The organism is Alteromonas sp. B31-7 (assembly GCF_015767655.1).
Taxonomy (GTDB): Bacteria; Pseudomonadota; Gammaproteobacteria; order Enterobacterales; family Alteromonadaceae; genus Alteromonas; species Alteromonas australica.
Map to the genome: position 1 here is coordinate 3,208,618 of NZ_CP065233.1, position 17,973 is coordinate 3,226,590.

General features: G+C 47.4%; 17 protein-coding genes and 4 pseudogenes. 6 read left to right on the plus strand and 15 right to left on the minus strand.

Features of this window, described 5'->3' with window-relative positions; genetic code table 11:
* Positions 1-170 precede the first annotated feature (170 nt).
* Entirely contained in the window at positions 171-869 is a 699-nt protein-coding gene (locus tag IUA53_RS13900; protein ID WP_015066563.1) for an FAD-dependent oxidoreductase, read from the plus strand.
* A complete protein-coding gene (locus tag IUA53_RS20305; protein WP_231401330.1) occupies positions 811-1,149 on the plus strand; it encodes a hypothetical protein in 339 nt (112 codons plus the stop codon). The genes IUA53_RS13900 and IUA53_RS20305 overlap by 59 nt, the downstream gene beginning before the upstream one ends.
* Before the next feature lie 40 nt (positions 1,150-1,189).
* On the opposite strand, the gene IUA53_RS13905 is transcribed toward IUA53_RS20305, so the two are convergent.
* From IUA53_RS13905 to cueR (IUA53_RS13915), 3 genes and pseudogenes are all read right to left on the minus strand, one after another.
* The gene (locus IUA53_RS13905; RefSeq protein ID WP_011788489.1) at positions 1,190-1,543 is read right to left on the minus strand and encodes an ArsR/SmtB family transcription factor; all 354 of its coding nucleotides are present in this window, start codon (positions 1,541-1,543) and stop codon (positions 1,190-1,192) included.
* A 370-nt stretch (positions 1,544-1,913) separates the two neighbouring features.
* Positions 1,914-2,122 (minus strand): annotated as a pseudogene (locus IUA53_RS13910) (IS4 family transposase); the annotation flags it as partial.
* Positions 2,123-2,305: 183 nt separating this feature from the next.
* Positions 2,306-2,731, minus strand: coding sequence for a Cu(I)-responsive transcriptional regulator (cueR, locus tag IUA53_RS13915; RefSeq protein WP_011788488.1), 426 nt, complete (start codon positions 2,729-2,731; stop codon positions 2,306-2,308).
* A 1,049-nt stretch (positions 2,732-3,780) separates the two neighbouring features.
* On the opposite strand from cueR (IUA53_RS13915), the pseudogene IUA53_RS13920 reads away from it, so the two are divergent.
* Positions 3,781-4,230 (plus strand): annotated as a pseudogene (locus IUA53_RS13920) (Cd(II)/Pb(II)-responsive transcriptional regulator).
* Positions 4,231-4,316: 86 nt separating this feature from the next.
* Here the strand turns inward: IUA53_RS13920 and cueR (IUA53_RS13925) are convergent.
* The 9 genes and pseudogenes from cueR (IUA53_RS13925) to traL all read right to left on the minus strand — a co-directional run bounded on the left by cueR (IUA53_RS13925) (position 4,317) and on the right by traL (position 11,816).
* A complete protein-coding gene (gene cueR, locus IUA53_RS13925; RefSeq protein ID WP_015066558.1) occupies positions 4,317-4,781 on the minus strand; it encodes a Cu(I)-responsive transcriptional regulator in 465 nt (154 codons plus the stop codon).
* A 25-nt stretch (positions 4,782-4,806) separates the two neighbouring features.
* Positions 4,807-6,927: a copper-translocating P-type ATPase gene (locus IUA53_RS13930; RefSeq protein WP_442859005.1), complete on the minus strand. Its 2,121-nt coding sequence runs from the start codon at positions 6,925-6,927 to the stop codon at positions 4,807-4,809.
* Positions 6,915-7,301 carry a heavy-metal-associated domain-containing protein gene (locus IUA53_RS20505; protein WP_442859006.1) on the minus strand — a complete coding sequence of 129 codons (387 nt, stop codon included), beginning with the start codon at positions 7,299-7,301 and terminating at the stop codon, positions 6,915-6,917. The genes IUA53_RS13930 and IUA53_RS20505 overlap by 13 nt, the downstream gene beginning before the upstream one ends.
* A 408-nt stretch (positions 7,302-7,709) precedes the next feature.
* Positions 7,710-8,099, minus strand: a complete 390-nt coding sequence (gene traA / locus IUA53_RS13935; protein WP_011788478.1) for a TraA family conjugative transfer protein — start codon at positions 8,097-8,099, stop codon at positions 7,710-7,712.
* Positions 8,096-8,746: a TraV family lipoprotein gene (locus IUA53_RS20390; protein ID WP_011788477.1), complete on the minus strand. Its 651-nt coding sequence runs from the start codon at positions 8,744-8,746 to the stop codon at positions 8,096-8,098. The genes traA and IUA53_RS20390 overlap by 4 nt, the downstream gene beginning before the upstream one ends.
* A gap of 9 nt (positions 8,747-8,755) precedes the next feature.
* Positions 8,756-10,030 (minus strand): annotated as a pseudogene (locus IUA53_RS13945) (TraB/VirB10 family protein); the annotation flags it as partial.
* 2 nt (positions 10,031-10,032) lie between these two features.
* Positions 10,033-10,929, minus strand: coding sequence for a TraK domain-containing protein (locus IUA53_RS13950; protein WP_020743644.1), 897 nt, complete (start codon positions 10,927-10,929; stop codon positions 10,033-10,035).
* Complete coding sequence (locus IUA53_RS13955; RefSeq protein WP_001922895.1) at positions 10,913-11,527, minus strand: TraE/TraK family type IV conjugative transfer system protein; 615 nt, start codon at positions 11,525-11,527, stop codon at positions 10,913-10,915. The genes IUA53_RS13950 and IUA53_RS13955 overlap by 17 nt, the downstream gene beginning before the upstream one ends.
* Positions 11,448-11,816 (minus strand): type IV conjugative transfer system protein TraL, encoded by a 369-nt coding sequence (gene traL, locus IUA53_RS13960; RefSeq protein ID WP_231401161.1) that lies wholly within the window; start codon positions 11,814-11,816, stop codon positions 11,448-11,450. Before traL ends, IUA53_RS13955 begins: the two co-directional genes overlap by 80 nt.
* A 288-nt stretch (positions 11,817-12,104) precedes the next feature.
* Between traL and IUA53_RS13965 the strand changes: the two genes are divergently transcribed.
* Positions 12,105-12,674: a plasmid-related protein gene (locus IUA53_RS13965; protein WP_196897285.1), complete on the plus strand. Its 570-nt coding sequence runs from the start codon at positions 12,105-12,107 to the stop codon at positions 12,672-12,674.
* Between the two features lie 78 nt (positions 12,675-12,752).
* Here the strand turns inward: IUA53_RS13965 and istB are convergent.
* Together istB and IUA53_RS13975 are read right to left on the minus strand one after the other, a co-directional pair.
* Positions 12,753-13,484: pseudogene (istB, locus tag IUA53_RS13970) on the minus strand (IS21-like element helper ATPase IstB); the annotation flags it as partial.
* A gap of 39 nt (positions 13,485-13,523) precedes the next feature.
* Complete coding sequence (locus IUA53_RS13975; protein WP_013785955.1) at positions 13,524-15,017, minus strand: IS4 family transposase; 1,494 nt, start codon at positions 15,015-15,017, stop codon at positions 13,524-13,526.
* Between the two features lie 315 nt (positions 15,018-15,332).
* Here IUA53_RS13975 and IUA53_RS13980 point away from each other — a divergent pair, with 315 nt between their 5' ends.
* Positions 15,333-16,637 carry an IS1380 family transposase gene (locus tag IUA53_RS13980; RefSeq protein ID WP_024024122.1) on the plus strand — a complete coding sequence of 435 codons (1,305 nt, stop codon included), beginning with the start codon at positions 15,333-15,335 and terminating at the stop codon, positions 16,635-16,637.
* Positions 16,638-16,860: 223 nt separating this feature from the next.
* On the opposite strand, the gene IUA53_RS13985 is transcribed toward IUA53_RS13980, so the two are convergent.
* Positions 16,861-17,094, minus strand: a complete 234-nt coding sequence (locus tag IUA53_RS13985; RefSeq protein WP_013785954.1) for a bacteriohemerythrin — start codon at positions 17,092-17,094, stop codon at positions 16,861-16,863.
* Positions 17,095-17,305: 211 nt separating this feature from the next.
* On the opposite strand from IUA53_RS13985, the gene IUA53_RS13990 reads away from it, so the two are divergent.
* A complete protein-coding gene (locus IUA53_RS13990) occupies positions 17,306-17,920 on the plus strand; it encodes a DUF938 domain-containing protein (RefSeq protein ID WP_013785953.1) in 615 nt (204 codons plus the stop codon).
* Positions 17,921-17,973 lie beyond the last annotated feature (53 nt).

Sequence of the window (17,973 nt, forward strand, 5' to 3'; positions counted from 1 at the left end):
ATCAGGTCGTGATGATGTTGGCCCAGATCCAAGTGCTGACGCAGATAGAGGATGACCCGCCGGAAGGTTCGGATGGTCGTGAGCCAGATCGGACGGGGCGCTGGCTGGCCAAAACCGCAGCGCGAGCACCACGCAGGAAAGCGCCTGAAAACATCTAGGAGATTTCAATCATGGACACGAACTTCGACGTCATCGTCATCGTCATCGTCATTGGCGCCGGGCCTGGTGGCGACATCGCAGCGATTCGCGCCGAGCAGTTAGGCATGAATGTCGCCTGCGTCGATGCCTGGAAAACCAAGGAAGGCAAGCCTACCCAAGACGGTACATGCAACAACATCGGGTGCATCCCGTCAAAGGCGCTGCTGCAGTCGTCCAAAAACTTAGACCAAGCCAAGCACCACTTCGGCGCGCTCGGCATCATGTCCACGGGCGAGCTACGCATGGACGTGGCTGTGATGCTGGAGCGCAAGAATCAGGTCGTGAAGTCGAGCAACGAAGGCAAACTCTATCTGTTCCGAAAAAACAAGGTGCAGTTCTTAAACGGTCTGGCGTTTATGACTCGGGCCGCCGTCGGCCTTGAACTGGATGGGCGCGGAGCCGTCGTGGTGAACGGCGAATGGCGCACCAGCGTGCCCAGTATCTGGGCCATCGCCGATGTGGTGCGCGGCCTGATGCTAGCGCACATGGCAGAGGAAGAAGGTGTCGCTGTGGTCGAGCGCAGAAGGTGTCGCTGTGGTCGAGCGCATTGCAGGCCATCGCGGTCATGTCGATTTCAACACGATCCCCAACGTCATCTACACCAGCCCGGAAATCGCCTGGGTAGGTCGCACCGAGCAGCAGCTCAAATACGCGGGCGCAGCATATCGTAGCTGTACATTTCCGTTCATGGCTAACGGTCGCGCGCGTGCATTGAGCGAGACAGCGGGTCTCGTCAAGGTGATCGCAAATCCTACGACAGACGAAATCCTCGGCGTACATGTAGTCGGCCCGCAGATCAGCGAACTTGTGGCTGAGGCGGTCATCGCGATGGCATTCAATAAGGCCTCACTTGCGGTCGATAAGCGCGCTGAACTTCTGATTGATCAGAATTGGACCCGCATTCATCTCATTGAGTGTAGCCGCGGGCGGTCATACGGCCCCAGCTTGTAATAGATCGCAATCCGCATCGCAACGAGCGCTTCGCCCGCGGCTAATCGTCGTTGTGCTCTTCGACGATGTGAGTGGACATGTCCAGCAGCACTTGGTTCACATGCTTGTCGTCCACCTCATAGAAAATTTGCTTGGCCTGGCGCACCCCCTTCACAAGGCGGGCTCCACGCAGCAGCCGCAGGTGGTGACTGACCAGCGACTGCGAAAGCTCGAGGGATTCCGCGATGTCCCCAACCGAGGAGGAACCCTTCATGCAGCACAGCATTATTCTCAACCGAGACGGGTCGCCCAGTAGGCGGAAGGTCTCGGCCAGGATCGTAACGTCATTCTGTGACAAAGAAGCCAGATCGTCGCTTGCACCGCGGGGCGCGTTAACTTGTTTGCGTAAAGTCATTTCTCAAAAATTCCAACTCTCGAACAGCTACTCATGCCGTTCAGAATTAACGAGGCTGCGATAATTTGATCGCACTCGCCGACAAAGATCAGGAGACAGCCTGCGAGCCAAGGCGCGCCGCGTCTATGCGCAGCGAAATCGTCCAAACCAGCAGCGCTCAAAATAGGGCTTAACCTTACAACATAGTAACCCTCAAGTACCCTGTATGTCTAATTTCAATTTTGAGAAGACACCTTGAGCATGCCATTAACAAGTGCTGGTCGTGCCACCGTAGCAGCGATCAGCCTGCCCATCGAGGGCATGACCTGCACGAGCTGCATCGTCCGAATCGAGTGCGCCCTGACCAAGGTGCCTGTCTCTTGATCACATCTCATTGATCAAGAGACTTGGCTAACAGGTAACCTTCAAGGATGGTTTGTGGTAAAACTATCCTTCCCATAACCGCTCCCTGCCGACTCGTCCCGTCCTTTTTGAATCAAACCAACCCACTAATTTTCCGAGACTTATACAAACCCAATAAACACTTGGAGTTCGCTTCGGTACTTTTTTCTTTTCGACTTTTGACCACAGCAGCTTCCAATCACTCACAAACTTACTTGTTAGCACTGATTAAATAAAGTTGACTTTAATCATATGAATTTTAATAAATTAAAAATCAGGCCGCATGCGACCTCATCCTGACGACAAAGGTCTAGCTTTCGAGCTAAACTGCGTATTCCCACCCATGGCGATCACCTAATAACATTGAAGGGAGTCGAAAGTTTAAGGGCAGCTTTCTATGTCCTGCAGATGGGAAGTATCCGCGAGGTAGAGAGCCTTCAGTATTGGGCAGTCGGGTTTTTCATTTCCCGCGCAGCAAGCAGAGAGTGTGGTAAGAATTGATGCCATACGTTGAAATTCTTCAATTTTTAAGGTTAAATCATTAATATGAGATTCAACTATACTTTTAACATCTGCACTCTGACGCGAATGATTTCCCCAAAGAGAAAGTAACTCTCCTGCCTGTGACAGAGAAAAACCGAGATCTCGACATCGACGTATAAAATGTAACTTATAAACATCGGCATCTTTGTAGATCCGATAACCAGCCTCTGTTCTGGAGACTGATGGTATTAGCCCAACCTCCTCATAGTAACGAATCATTTTCGCCGAAACTCCCGATAAGCGGGCTGCATCACCAATGTTCATCTTCACCTCCCAAATGATTTTTACTAATACTGTAGTTAGCTTTAAGTAACATAGTTTCGGGTAACATTTATTGAAGGAAATTTCCTAATCCATTGAACCAAGTAACCATTAACCTGTTCCCAAAAATCTCACCAGCCCCCACCTAACTTCAGGTTAAACCTTCCCCTAACCGGAAGGTCAAGAGAAGTCGATAGATTTTTTGTATGATATTAAAATCTTGATCGTTTAGATTTCCCACATGGTTTAATAATAAATAATTCTTAAAGTTCAAAAATAAATGCCGACTTAATTCATCTGACTCCACTGATCATCTAGTGTTCAAAAAATTATCTACCCATTGAACCATTGCTTTAACCAAATCATCATCATATGCGATGTGCTGACCATGGCGCTGTTCTGGCGAGGGCAGCCTCAAGGTGTCATCGTTCATACTGATAGTTGGACCATTGCAGTTTTGAGAGTCAAATTCATTAGAGATCCGATTGCATTTCGAGCTCTATCGAGTGATTTTGCTTCAATGAGTTCAGCAATAGTAAAGAGCACCATAATCATCGCAGCTTCTGGCCACTGTCTAGAATTAAGGCCCATAACTGCCATATACATCCCCTTATTTCTTTTTAATCAGTTTTTCCTCTACAGGACAATCCATTTGCATAATGCGGATTTCAGTTCGCCCCCCCCAGATTATTTAATCTTTGTAGGCGCAGCCGCGCAACAGTCTCCACTAAGGCCATGATCATCTTGATCATGCGATTTCTGGTCATGGTCATGGCCACAACCTTTGTAAGTAGGCTTATCATGATTTAGGTCTTTTTCAACATGCGAATGGTTGCAATCATTATGAACATACAAATGACCATTCGCCTTGTTCAATTCGCCTGATTTCTGAATCTTGCCTCCCACAACCAAGCTTAATTTTTAAATACAACTAGCAGCTTCCTTCCTACTAGAGTTTTACTTTTTTGCGGGACCACTTGCCCAATATGTTTACTATACTGACTACTGAAGACCCTAATCTAACTACAGAGTCAAGTTCAAACGAGGGATATATGAAAATTGGTGAGTTGGCGCGTAAAGCAGGCTGTCCGGTAGAAACGATTCGTTACTACTAGAAAGAAGGTCCACTGCAGGCACCTTTACGAGACATAGGAAATAATTATCGTCACTACGACAAAACCCGTCTTGAAAAACTACTATTCATCCGCCGCTGCCGTTCTCTCGATATGACCCATGAGGAAATTCGCGCTTTGCTGTTAGCAATCAATAATCAGGGTAAAGAATGTGGCCCGATAGATGCAATCATCAACGCCCACCTAATTCACATTCAGCATCGAATCAAAGAATTAGTAGCGTTAGAAGAGCAACGTAAGGAGCTGAATGCTTTTTGTAGCGCTGACCGCAGCATAGATAAATGTTGCATAGTCCAAAAATTGACAGCTGATGAAAGTGATAGCGATCTTTCCTTAACCGCACCAACCAACCATTTAGGGGGGCATTAGTGATGCCACGCGCTTGTTTAAAATGAAAAAAATGTGATGGTGTTAAAACTGCGTAGTCTTACACCATTATGGGCCAATTTAAAGTACTACATTTTGCCGCTCAGCTTATCTCCAGAGCGGCGCTGTACCGCTCCTCCTCGGTTTACGGTGCGGGCTTTGCCCGAAGCATTGGTTAATGTCCTAAGAATAGGACATTCTGACCGCTCATCCCCAGCACAACTCCGGATTAAAACTCGTAGTTTCTCAGTCATTTGACGTGTACTTTCCATACGTCGTTCTAAGTCAGCAATGTTCTCCTGAGCCAGGCGTTTAACATCAATGCTCTGGCGAGATTTGTCATTCCATAACGTAAGCAAGCCTTCTATATCTTCCAGAGAGAACCCGAGATCTCGGGCACTACGAATAAAAACCAATCTATGAACATCATTGAGAGCATACTTACGATAACCTGACTCCGTACGCTCGGAGGCAGGGATTAATCCAATTTGCTCGTAATAACGAATCATCTTGGTGGATATTCCTGATTTACGCGATGCTTCTCCGATATTCATAAGCCCACCTTGTTAATGCTCAGCGTTAATGCTCAGCGTCCTCAACCAAAGGAGGCTGGAACCGACGCAGACGCAATGAGTTTCCCAGAACGAACACGCTTGATAGCGCCATCGCCCCTGCTGCAAAAATTGGAGAGAGCAGTATTCCATAAGCTGGGTATAGCAGTCCTGCAGCCACTGGAATCAATGCTGCATTGTAAGCAAATGCCCAAAAGAGATTTTGTCTGATGTTACCGATTGTTGCCTTAGACAATCCAATAGCATTAGGAACTCCCTGCAAGTTTCCTGACATTAAGACAACATCAGCTGACTCCACGGCTATATCTGTTCCTGTACCAATTGCAAGTCCAATATCTGCAACTGCAAGTGCCGGGGCATCGTTTATCCCATCGCCGACAAAAGCAACTTTACCGTAATTTTCTTGCAGTCGACGCACCGCTTCAACTTTGCCTTCAGGTAACACTTCCGCAACCACTTCATCAATATCTAATTGTTTAGCAATAGCCTGAGCTGTATTCGCATTGTCACCGGTAATCATGGCGACCTTGAGACCAAGCTGATGTAATGCCTTTATAGCTACTGGAGTACTTGATTTAATAGGGTCAGCTACAGCAATAATTGCAGCCAACCGACCATCTATAGCAACATAGAGAGGTGATTTCCCCTCATTCCCGAGGCGTTCAGAAATCCGGGAAAAATACGTTACCTCCAATGCTAACTCACGCATAAATCGATCAGCGCCTACTTCTACAAGGCTCCCTTCAACAGTCGCTCGTACTCCCATACCAGTGATTGAATCAAACTCAGTAAGCTCTGGCAGTAAAATGCCGTCTCCTTCTGCCGACTCAACAATAGCGCGAGCAATAGGGTGCTCAGAACGTGATTCAACTGCGGCAACTTTTGCTAATACCTCATTACGTTCAAAACCCTGAGCTAGTTCCAGATCTGTCATGACTGGACGACCTTCAGTCAGAGTTCCGGTTTTGTCTACAGCAACAACTTTGGCATCTTTGAGTAACTGTAGGGCTTCTCCCTTGCGGAATAAAATTCCCATTTCTGCACCACGACCTGTACCAACCATGATAGATGTCGGTGTCGCGAGTCCCATTGCACATGGACATGCAATGATTAGCACTGCCACAGCATTAACCAATGCGAAAGACAGGGCTGGTGATGGACCAAATACTAACCAAATCAGGAATGTAAAAAGTGCTGCCAACATCACAGCTGGAACAAACCACAATGTCACTCTGTCCACAACAGCTTGTATAGGTAACTTTGACCCCTGGGCCTGTTCTACCATCCGTATGATTTGTGACAGCATTGTCTGACCACCAACCGCAGTAGCACGCAACCTCAGTGCTCCTTTCTGGTTCACAGTCCCTCCGACAACTCCACTGCCAACGATTTTTTCCACTGGTATAGGCTCACCAGTTATCATCGATTCATCTATAAAACTGGTACCTTCACTTACCTCTCCATCGACCGGAATCCTTTCTCCCGGGCGAACTTCGATAATGTCTCCAAGCACAACGTCTTTGACAGGAATATCATTCATTACGCCATTACGGAGCACGTGCGCCTCCTTAGCCTGCAAGCCTACTAAGCGTTTGATAGCCTCAGACGTTCTCCCCTTAGCTCTCGCCTCCATAAATCGTCCCAAAAGAATGAGAGCGACAATCACTGCAGCAGCTTCGTAGTACACATTAACGGTACCCTCAGGCAAAAGGTATGGTACAAACGTAGCAACCACAGAATAACCAAAAGCAGCAATAGTCCCGACAGAGACCAGTGAATTCATGTCAGGAGCAAGCCGCGTAAGAGCAGGAATGCCTTTCATGTAGAATCGACGACCTGGAACCACTAAGACTAACAATGTCAATACAAACTGGACGTACCAGCTTTCCTGGATCCCAATGGTATTCATCACCCAGTGTTGCATTCTTGGAATCATGTGAGATCCCATTTCGAGAACAAATACCGGCAGAGCCAGTGCTGTTGCAATAACTAAATCTTTCTTTAATAAAGCCTTCTCTGCGTCCTTTCTTACTTCAGACTCATTACTGACCTGATTTTGGGTATCGATGACACGGGCTTCATAGCCAACTTTTTGAATAGCAGATATGAGATCGTCTATGCCAGCCACTCCGCGAATAGTTGCCCTTCAGTTGCAAGGTTAACCGTTGCCGCCTTTACACCATCAACCGCTAAGAGTGCCTTTTCAACACGGCCAACACACGAAGCACATGTCATACCTTGCACTGAAAGTTCAACGGATGTTACAGGAACTTCATATCCTACCTTTTCAATTGCTTCGATTAACTTCAGTCGATCAACAGGAGCTTTAAGATGAATATCCGCCAGCTCAGTCGCAAGATTGACACTTGCGTTTACGACGCCTTCAACTTTGTTTAAAGCTGCTTCAACTCGTCCTACACAACTTGCACAGGTCATACCCTCAATAGGTAAGCTAACCCGGGCTTCAGCATTGCTGGAGAGCTGGTTTTTATGAATGCTCATGATGTATTTCTCATTGTTGGTTCAGATATTAAACAGTCTAGGGCTTACCATGATGGGAAGGTCAAGCGTATTATTTTTAACCTCATGAACACAACAAATGAAGCGCCATCATTCCTGATATTCATCCAGCTGTTTGGTAGTGTGTAACTCTAACTCAAAAGAAACGAGCGCCTAAATCTCAAAATATCAGGCTAGTAGCCTGTTTGAATGTGCTCCCTCAAGAAAAGCCCCGCTAACTGCCTTTTGCAGTGGCGGCGCTAGCATTCTTTTCGGTATTCATGGCCGCTGCTTGTAATCAAGCTAAGTGAATGGGAAACCTATTAACTGAAACGCCGTCATGGTAATCGGGGACGGGGTGGGATGACGCCCAAGCCGTCAGAAATCTGGCCGCTTGGGCGTTTTTTATTGTTATAAGGTGCCCAGTAAAACGGCGCTGATTGCTGGAATTGTTGTGCCAATGACTTCTTGAGTGCTAGCAACAACAGGTAAAGTTGCAGACATGACACTTTCAACGACTGTTGGTGTGTTGTAGAGACCCATACCGCCACCAATGCCCAAGGCAAAGGCCATCAAGCTTTGGCGAGCGATACCGCCCACAATACCCACCAGAACCATGGCTCCCGCTACGATCCGTCCCAAAGTACCTTGGGTCCAATCTTTTAGGGTATCCCACACATCGGTGAAAGCATCACCACCGGTGCCTGCAAATGAGGGCTCCGAAATCATTAACGCCATTAAACCAAGCGCACCAATGGTCATTAGGCGCTGAGTCTGAATGCTGCGAACTGCATTTGTCATTCGTTAGTTTCTCCGTAGATACTCAAGTTATCGCGCTTACCATCAGCTCCCGCTGAGGCTGAATCGCTTTGAGTCTGAAGTGGACGTAGCACTGGCGAAACCGTTCGAGGTGCTGACACCCCAATATCCCACCGGCGCGGTTCAATTTCGGTAAACACGTAGCTGGATAAATTCAGATCTCCACGGTCATCCTCCCAAGGCGCAATCCAAATCCGCATTACCCTTGAAGGAATGCGAATAGGTGCAGATTGCTGCGTCTCGGGTAATGCTGGATGGCTCAGCAGTCCTGTCTCTAAATCAGATTGTGAATACCCAGAGGGAGAACCAATTCGAGTCGCCACAGCATCAATCGTCTTGGGTGCAGCGCCATAACTGGTAAGCTCATAGACTTCACGAGCAGATAAACAGCGCACACCGTCAGGCATACCTGGGCATCCATATTCACTACTCCCAAGACCCAATGAACTACAGCCAGACAATAAGGTTGAGCCGACTGCCAATAAAAGTAATCCAGCTTTAGACCACTGTTTTGACTGGTGCTTTGGGTTGTTCTGCATTGATGTCGTCATGGTTAACTCTCCTCTGGATACACATCTTATTGTCTGAAACGGACTTCGATCGGTTAGCAACATGCAGGATTTTTTCATCTTCTTGCACCCCCCTTGAGAAGTGGCCAACGACAACGAGGCACCACGAGTGACTATGACTTCAATTTTCCTTGCAGCGTCTACCTCTATGACTGGGAACATATTTTCAGCCATGTCCAAATAGAACTTGGCCACTCTATCCAATGCTTTACCTGTGCCTTTAATCGCAGCGCCTTGTAATGCTTCTTGGCTCATGACTTGCTGGTACAGCTGAGTATCACCGGCATTACCCGTCTGAATCGTCGGAACAGGATTCACATCAAATGCGCCTGCCAAGCCCTGAAGGAATCCGGCCATCATCGATTTGGCCACCAGCTGGCCTTGTTTCGACACTAATCGGCCACGAATACCGGCTTTGCCGTCTTCACCCACGGCATAAGAATCCAGTCGCGTTTCAATGACGCCACCATCTTCTCTCACACATGAAATGGTCTCGCCTCGCAAATAAGCACGCTCAGAGCTCAAATCACCGTAACCTGCGGCGATCAAGAAACACTCTTTGATATCCGCTCTAAATCGGTTGGGTAAAATGGCTTCCTTTTGAATCCTCAGCAATGCAGGAAAAGGCTCTCGTCTTGCGGACTCGTGAGTCGGTGCATCCAAACCGGTGATCAAAGTACCTGAGATGATGCTGCCCGCCGGTAGATACAAAGGCGGCGCTTCTTGCACAACAACCTCTGGTTCAGCAACCACTTCAGGCTCAATCATACGAATCGTGATTGGCGGCAATGGAACATCTCGTGCTCGTGTACCTTGGCCATTGGCTGGCTGCCGATAGAGCGGATCTGGCAGCGGCGCATTGGCAAAATAGTCGTCTGGGTTAGACGGCAGAGGCTTTTCGTCTTTGGGTAATTCCATGGCAGATAAAGGCACTTCAAAGCGGCTATTTGTGCCTTCAACTGCTGCATCACCTCCAGCGCGAACATCATCAAGTTCCGCTCTAAGGCGGGCCAGCTCCGCATTGACCTCACTTGGTATAGAAGGCGAACCTGGGCTTAGCCGCCCTGAATCGACGTCACGACGCAAGCGCTCAACTTCACGACGTAACTGTTCATTGCGCTCACTGAGTAGTTTTACGTTCGCAGCCAAACTATCGACCCCAACATCACGAGTATTGGTATCCGTAAGAATGTGCCGGATCGTTTCCTGCCGGTTCCGACTGTTCGCGCCATCGTCAGGATTAGGTGAAAACACCATCACCATAAGGATGAGACCACCAGCAATACCTGCAACCGATAGGCCCCGCTTCATGTTCGGGCTCAATTGCTCCCATTGTGCTTTCATCGTTATTCACCTCCTACAAGAAGCGAAGGTCGCTGACTTTCCACCGCTTCTTCACGATGATTGCGAACAACCACATACAACTCAGTCTTTTCGCCCGGCAACAAGATATTGCGAGGCCAGTAGGCGCTTGCCACTATACCTGGTGCATTGCAGGCTATCTCACTGGCTTCTATCGGCTCATCGGCAAAGCTTTCAACCAGTCCTACATAGACGGTGAAGTAATGTCCCGTCACAATTTGCCCCTGTTTAAAACCAAACTTTAAGCCAGGCTGAAAACATTTCGGGCTTGTGTCAGTTTGGCCAGCTAAACGGATGTCATAGCCTTGTGGTAACTCATTTAGTGCAAGGCGTCTGAGTAAATCACGTAAGCTATCGACGTATGGCTGAGCCGTTTCCCAAGTGGCGGCTTTTCGGTTCACGACGCCCTTAATAGGCCACTGCTGACCATCAATAGCTAAGGTGATTTCACGCGGTGGAATACGACGAGGTACTAAGGTGACAGATAATGCGGGAGCTTCCTGACCAGGCGGAGTGATGTAAAGTGAAACCGGTGATTCTTTGTCCGTGGCTACATATACAACATTCCCCTTGATTTGCGTCTGAGCATCACTGGTTGTTCTCACCTGAGGCGATTCAAACGGCGTCACAATCCGATTCAGATGACCAAGTGCTACAGGGATCAGTTCATTAACCCCCGGTGTCATCAGTAGCATTGTTGGCGTATCCGCTGCAACCGAATTGCTTTGAACCGGTGGATTTGCAGTAGCAGACTGCTTCATCACACTGGCTGGTACAATCGGCAATTCCACGTCTGCATAAGAAGCTTGAGATAACAGGACGCCACTCAAGCTCATTGCGATTAAGCTTGGTATCATCCATCGACTAATTTTGGTTCGCATCATTCACCCTCCGGTTTTGCTCTTGGGTCAACTTTTCACGAACTCGCTTCGTTCTAGCTTGCCCCTCATACGTATCCATCCAACTGAGCTTTGGACGGTATTGCTCAATATCGATGTCAAACTCATAGGTGCGAGTTTGGCGCTGTTCATCTCCAGATGGTCCAGAGACCAAGGAATAACCGGTCACAAAGACATGGCCGGTTTCATACTCATACTCCACTTGTCTGGGTTGGAATTTGAGCGTGACTCGGTCTTCCCGGATTTGTCTTGCCTGAATCTCCAGTGCATCGACCACTTGCTGGTACACCGCTGGAGAAAGTAGCGGCTCAATAGCAACCCGGATAAAAGACACATTACCCGGCGTCACGTTGCCCATAAGCTCAGCCAGGTAGAGCCCCCAGGATTCCAAGTAAGGCTGAGTAGCCTGGTTTCGTGACACTTCAGCCGTTTCAGACAAGGTTGGCGGTTGAATGGCTACCACGGTATTGCGAGAAAATGCCGCTACCGCAAGCAGCAAGTTAGATAGCACCAGCACTGCAATCAGGAACCGTTGCCATCGGTTCTCTAATTGCGTGCCTTGCCATGATTTTAAAAACACGTCGAACTTCACGGCAGATAGCTCCTGATAAATGGGTTAGGGATCGTCTTGGCTTTGGTTGGCAACAGTCCGCCCAGTAGATGGCGTGAAGAATAAAACCATCTGGGCGGCCATCACGAAAACGCCGATAGAGCTTGGTTGTTACCAACCCCAACAGGCATAAAACCAAGGCATTACCGGTAAAAATGCCGATCACTAGCCCCAACAGAATGGGAGCCATCTCATCGGCACTCCAAAGCAGGAAGTGCGGCGGGTCATCGATATAGGATGGAATATTTACAGGTTCCATAGTCACTCCTCGTTGTTTGAATTGAGAAGTGAAGGATGCCTCGGGATTGGCAGCTTCAGTGGTCAGCTAGATGCCGAATTCTTGAAGGTTTTGAGGGTTCTAATCAGACAATACTAACAATTGATCTTTTTGATGCGGTTGATATGATGGGGATATTGGTCGTGTCGAGACCAGCTGCCCACTTTAGCAAACCCGGACGGGACGACATGCATATCAAATTTATTTTTTGCTTAGGTTTTTTCTGCGACCTCGGCAGTGGGCACCGTATTCGCTAATAGGAGAAACTCAATGCAAATTACTAAAATCATTTCCTCTGCCTCGGTTGAACGTTTAAAGCAAAAAGCACGAAAGCTTAAACGTGAAAAATCCATTACACACACTGAAGCACTCGATGAAATTGCAGTATCTGCTGGTTTTAATCATTGGCATCAGGTTGTACAAGCTAATGACTTACTGAAACCATCAGAAGTGGCGTTATCTTCTGGATGTGTCATGGCTTTTGATGTCAAAGATGGTATGGACGTCGATACCAGTGATGGGGTTTTAATTGACCACTTATTGGAGATGCTCACTGAAAAGCAGCTATTTGAAATTTATGCCAATTCCCCTGATGAGGACGACGAACAAAACAGGCCGCTAAAAGAAACGCTATCGGATTCAGAGCTTCATGAGTATTTTCGAGATTATTGCTCATTCATGTACTTTCGTATTGCCGAGCCTCATGCAAACAAACCGTTAAAAGAAGTATTGGCTCTTATACGACAGTACTCGTTTTGGATGCCTCAATATATTTGGCTTCAAGGCCACCTTATTGATACTTACCATTTGCCTGCTGAAGACGAGTGCGTATTTTTATAACTATGAACGCTGATTTTTGCTTAGCGTGAACACTTCCACCCCTTATTCTTGCAGATGCGGCACTTTTACCTTAAGTGTTCACAGTTGGTCAAGATTCGCTTGTTTTTTACGCATGGATTCTCCTTTCAAACTAATTTTATAGGCGTTGTGTAAAAGCCTATCTAAGATGGCGTCAGCAAGTGTTGGATCGCCAATAGTTTCATGCCAATGATTGGTTGGAAGTTGGCTAGTAATGATTGTCGATCCGATTCCGTGCCGGTCTTCAATCACTTCCATTAAGTCCATTCTTTGCTGCCGCTTTAGGGCGTCCAATCCCCAGTCATCTATGATCAGGATTTCAGTTTTCCGCAACTGTAAAAGCACTTTACCAAAGCTACCGTCACCGTGTGCGATCGTGAGCATTTCAAGTAGTCTGCTGGCCCGGTAGTAGCGCACGGAGATTCCTTGTTCACAAGCAGTTTGCCCCATGGCGCAGGCCAGGAATGTTTTGCCTGTGCCTGTTGGCCCTTCAATCAGAATATTTCGATGCTGCTTAACCCAGTCAAACTGCAATAGCTGTGCGACGGTGCTTTTGTTTAAACCACGCTTGGTTTGGTAATCAATGTCTGATGGTTGGGCATTGATTCGGAGTTTGGCTTGTTGTAACAGGCGTGCAATTTTACGGTTATCTCGGGTTGTGATTTCATGATTAACCAAGAGTGCGAGTCGTTCGAGAAAGCTCAGCTCCTCATAGGTATTGGGTTGATCACACTGCTGAGACAGAGCCTCAGCCATACCGGTTAATCGCAAACTGTTTAGCTGAGTGCGTGTTTTATTAACTCAAGTTTCGGAGTTCAGTTTAGCCTAAAATCAGCACTCATCACCAATAGATTTGGCTTCTAGCCTCAGCGTGAAGGTATCCATTTGCATGACTTGCATAAAGAACTCCTGAACCGTTTTGTCTATTTGGTTCATGATCTCTTGTGCGGCGCTGACTCCGTATAGCTTGCTGAGCTCATCAAGCGCTCCCGATATCAGTGCTCTAAAGATAACCCAGAGTCGGCTAGCAAAATCTAAGGTGCACAGACTGTTGATCATGTCGTTACGACTATCACTCAGTCTAGCGGCACCTTCCTCGTGTTGAGTCAGTAGCAGCAAGCAGAATCGCAGCGCCGTTAAATGGATGGACGCGATATAAGCACTGTAATGTGTACTTTGCTCTTTGAGGAACCCAAGCTTTTGTTTCGCTTCCTTAAAGTACACTTCGATGCCCCAGCGCAACGCATAGATTTCGAGTATTCTCTCATCACTGAGGTGAGTGTCGGTGGATAAAAACAAGGCCCAATCATGCTTTCCAGCGCGCTGTTTTTCTTCGTTGACACCACGAACAAACAACAGCTTGACCTTGATCCAGTGATCAGGCTCTTTGATGCTTTTTGCTAGATTCAACTCAACGGTGATCGCCTTAGACTGGTATGGTCTACCCTTAATCTTCTGCCATTGGCCTTTGATGTGGTGTTGGTAAAGCTCAGCCGCTGTTGCTAGAGCCGAGGTGTTATCCATAGTGCGATAGCGCGTCTTATTTTTCTTCATGCGGACAATGGAGACTAACGATTGCGCGTCCATAAAGGCCAGTATGGACTTACTGGCAAACCATGAATCAGCTAAAAAATATTGCGCATGAATGTCGGACCGCGCGGCTCGCTTAATCATGCGGTGGATCATCTCCGGCTTACTCATTGACTGCGCATCACGATAGCGTTTTGCTACGATACTACGACCATCCGCAAATGCTTTGGTGAGTGGTTGTGCTTTCACTCGACTGATATAAAGCTCGCTATCTAAAGGGATAAATTGCTTTTCAGTCGCCAGTCCTAGGGTCAGGATTTGCTGCCCCATCACACAACGACCGTTGAGGTGATCAAAGTGGCTGGAGATGCCTGGCATGGTTTTACCGCGCCGTGTTTTAACTGAATCATCAACAACATAGGCGCGTATGGTGCTGTGGTCAGTCATACTGATGACGGTCTTCGCTGTTTGAAGGTGCAACTTGCGCCAATCCAGATCCTCCCGATTAAGAAGATCATAAAGGGCATCCCTCTTAGTGATCGAGAAGCTTTGTAACGACTCCCTTGAAAACATCGCAATTGAGTCTGCTTTGAGCCAGACCCAAAGCAGTAAAAGGTACACTACATCACTGACGGGTGATCCTGAACGCTTTGAAAACCGCGCTTGTTTCAGCAGTCGATTAAAACCGATGCGCTGCCATGCTTTGCTAAACAGATTATCCACTTGAACATCGTGGCGGCTTAAATACTCAGCGGTGAGTGATGGCAAAACAGAAGAGCTTGTGTCAGAATTCATGTGTAGCCTTTGAGTTGTATTTGTTATGTCTAGACAACTAACATTATACCACGAAAAGGCTATTTTTATTTATACTATTCAGTAACTTAAGCTATAATTTCTGCTGTTTTTGAACCCCGAAACTTGAGTATTAAATTCATATATTTATTTTTTTTATTACCATTAACACACTGACTCAGGCATTAGTTTATCTTAACTTGTACCTGAATCCGTGACTTCAGATTCAATAAATGTGTTCAAAACCCTGCAATAGCAAGGCTTCCAACGTTAAAATAGTCATCACTGTCCATTCACCCAATCAGTGATGTTACTACCATGCGTAAGTTCAAGCTTGTTCAGTCTAAAACCGAAGTGATCACACCTCATGGTGGTCTTGCTCTCATTGGTCATTGCATCAACCAAATGACATCACTTCATAAGACTTCTCGTGATGTCGCTAAACGCCATGGTATCGCTAATATCGATCTTATTCGTACGTATGTAGGACTCGTTTGCTTGGGCAAAAGTGACTTTGAAGCCGTCGAACAAGCCAGACATGATCCCTACTTCAAGGCCGCCATGGGTATCAAACAATCACCCTCATCCGCGCGATTACGTCAGCGCTTTGATGAAGATGTCGTTAATTTACTACCACTGTTAAGTTCGGCCAGTGTTGAGTTTTTACAGAATGCATCCATTCCACTAACAGAGCTCTCAACAGGGCATATTCCCTTGGATATGGACGTGTTCCCCATGGATAACAGTGACACTAAAAAGGAAGGTGTTTCCTACACTTACAAAGGGCATGATGGCTATGCGCCGATTGCTGCCTATTTGGGTCAGCAAGGGTGGTGCTTAGGTTGTGAGTTACGCCCTGGCAGCCAGCATGCTAATGCTGAGTTTATCAATGTACTTCAACGCGTGATTCCAAGAGCACGTCAGCTGACCGATCAGTCATTACTGATCCGACTGGATAGTGCACATGATGCGCTTGAAAACCGTGTTTTTCTGAACAACCAAAACGTCGACTTCCTGATTAAATGGAACCCACGAAAGCAGGATGTCTGGCAATGGTACGATGAAGCCTGTGCACATGCGAAGTGGCATCATCCACGACCCGGTAAAATGGAAGCCGTGTTCTCTCAACAGCTGGATGATGCGGCCAATACGCGTCGAGTGGTCAAAGTTACGGTGAGACACTCTGATGCCAAAGGTCAGTTGTTCTTGGAGCCTGAAATCAGCTTAGATGGCTGGTTGACCTCATTGTCTTCAGATGTGGCAGATGACGCCACGGTGATTAAACTCTACAAAGGGCATGCGCTGTGTGAACAGTTCCATAGCGAGTTCAAGACTGACTTGGATCTAGAGCGCCTGCCATCTGGGAAGTTCGCGACCAACGATCTGGTCATGGGCTTTGCCGTCATGGCTTATAACATCTTACGCTGGATCGGTTTACGCGGCTTAATGCAATCTGACTCACCTGTGCGGCACTCAGCGAAACGTCGCCGATTGAAAACCGTTATGCAAGAGTTGATGTATCTGGCCTGCCGACTCGTGAAGAGCGGTAGACAGCTGACACTTAAGTTTGGCTCTCATTGTCCAGGCTTTAGCGCATTCAATCGCGTGTATCACATTACCTGACATACTCGATATACCAAACATTCCTTGCATGGCTAGTAGCCAGGCCTCAGCATGCCAAATCGGTCAAAATTGTTTGAATTTTAACCAGAGAAAAATCCTTTAATAGGCAAAAATCAGTAGCCTGCAATGCAAGCGCACATCAGTACGAATAAAATCGATTGTTAAAGAGCGATAAAACAGTGACTGCTCCGATCTGTAATCTTAAGCAATACTCGTCACTGATTCAGGAGATAGCTTCCTCAGTTTGGAAATGGTAGTCAGCGTAATCGGACAACTCTTTCAGAATTTGCTCAATAGCCTGTTTGGAAACACCCTGCACATACTGCTGACCCAGCTTGTTCAGCAGGATCACCAAATTACGATGCTGATCATCAATAATCGCAATACCCGTCTCAAGTTGCGGGTTCCAGGGAAAGATTTCAAACGTGTTGTTTGCATCATCTGAAAGTGATGTCATGTGTAAAATAGCCTTATAGCCGAATTCAAACCTTTAAAAAGACATTGTATACCAGCCACCTATTCCCATATATCCATAAGGGATAAATACAGTAAATTTTTGCTATGGGAATTAACACCACAGGTTAATGAAACGTGACCCTGGCCTTTTCTTCCGGTAGATTAATGTCCCTGATACAGAGCCTTTTGCTTTGCAGGGAGACCTATCTGCGATGAAACCATCAAACTCGCTTGCCCATGCACCCGCTACACGGCGCAACAGAGAGCCGATCTTCAATGTCTTGCAGACATACCTTCCCGATCCGGCCAGGGTACTGGAAATAGCTTCAGGAACGGGCGAGCACGCGGTGTATCTGTCCTCAAATCTCTCACAGGTCGTTCACTGGCAACCCACCGATATAGATCCGACAGCCTTAAGCAGCATCGAAGCCAGGCGACAGAGTGACCACCATCCAAAGCTGTTTCCAGCCCGACTCCTGGATGTAACCGCTCCCACAGAAATGCCTCAGGGTGACTACAACACCCTGCTGGCGATCAACATGATCCATATTGCGCCCTGGCAAGCCGCCGAGGGGCTTATGAAATTAGCCCAAAATCTGCTCAGTAACGATGGCGTCCTCTTCCTCTATGGCCCTTTCTGGCAGGCCGATGTCAGCCCTGCCGAGAGCAACCTGGCATTTGATGCATCACTCCGCCAACGTAACCCGCTCTGGGGTATCCGCCATCTGGATGAGGTCACTCATCTGGCAAAAGAGCAAGGGCTGATACGACAAGCGGTAGTTCCCATGCCAGCTAACAATCTATCGGTGGTATTTCGGAAGGAGTGAGCAAGTACAGCAGCCGAACTGCTGTACCCGCCAGGCTGGCAATCCACTCTTTA

Bases quoted from the DNA above. Each gene is read 5' to 3' on its own strand.
- traL (WP_231401161.1), bottom strand. From the start codon at position 11,816: ATGGAACCTGTAAATATTCCATCCTATATCGATGACCCGCCGCACTTC.
- IUA53_RS13990 (WP_013785953.1), top strand. From the start codon at position 17,306: ATGAAACCATCAAACTCGCTTGCCCATGCACCCGCTACACGGCGCAAC.
- IUA53_RS13900 (WP_015066563.1), top strand. From the start codon at position 171: ATGGACACGAACTTCGACGTCATCGTCATCGTCATCGTCATTGGCGCC.
- IUA53_RS13985 (WP_013785954.1), bottom strand. From the start codon at position 17,094: ATGACATCACTTTCAGATGATGCAAACAACACGTTTGAAATCTTTCCC.
- cueR (WP_011788488.1), bottom strand. From the start codon at position 2,731: ATGAACATTGGTGATGCAGCCCGCTTATCGGGAGTTTCGGCGAAAATG.
- IUA53_RS13975 (WP_013785955.1), bottom strand. From the start codon at position 15,017: ATGAATTCTGACACAAGCTCTTCTGTTTTGCCATCACTCACCGCTGAG.
- IUA53_RS13950 (WP_020743644.1), bottom strand. From the start codon at position 10,929: ATGCGAACCAAAATTAGTCGATGGATGATACCAAGCTTAATCGCAATG.
- IUA53_RS20505 (WP_442859006.1), bottom strand. From the start codon at position 7,301: ATGAGCATTCATAAAAACCAGCTCTCCAGCAATGCTGAAGCCCGGGTT.
- cueR (WP_015066558.1), bottom strand. From the start codon at position 4,781: ATGAATATCGGAGAAGCATCGCGTAAATCAGGAATATCCACCAAGATG.
- IUA53_RS20390 (WP_011788477.1), bottom strand. From the start codon at position 8,746: ATGAAAAAATCCTGCATGTTGCTAACCGATCGAAGTCCGTTTCAGACA.
- IUA53_RS13980 (WP_024024122.1), top strand. From the start codon at position 15,333: ATGCGTAAGTTCAAGCTTGTTCAGTCTAAAACCGAAGTGATCACACCT.
- IUA53_RS13905 (WP_011788489.1), bottom strand. From the start codon at position 1,543: ATGACTTTACGCAAACAAGTTAACGCGCCCCGCGGTGCAAGCGACGAT.
- IUA53_RS13965 (WP_196897285.1), top strand. From the start codon at position 12,105: ATGCAAATTACTAAAATCATTTCCTCTGCCTCGGTTGAACGTTTAAAG.
- traA (WP_011788478.1), bottom strand. From the start codon at position 8,099: ATGACAAATGCAGTTCGCAGCATTCAGACTCAGCGCCTAATGACCATT.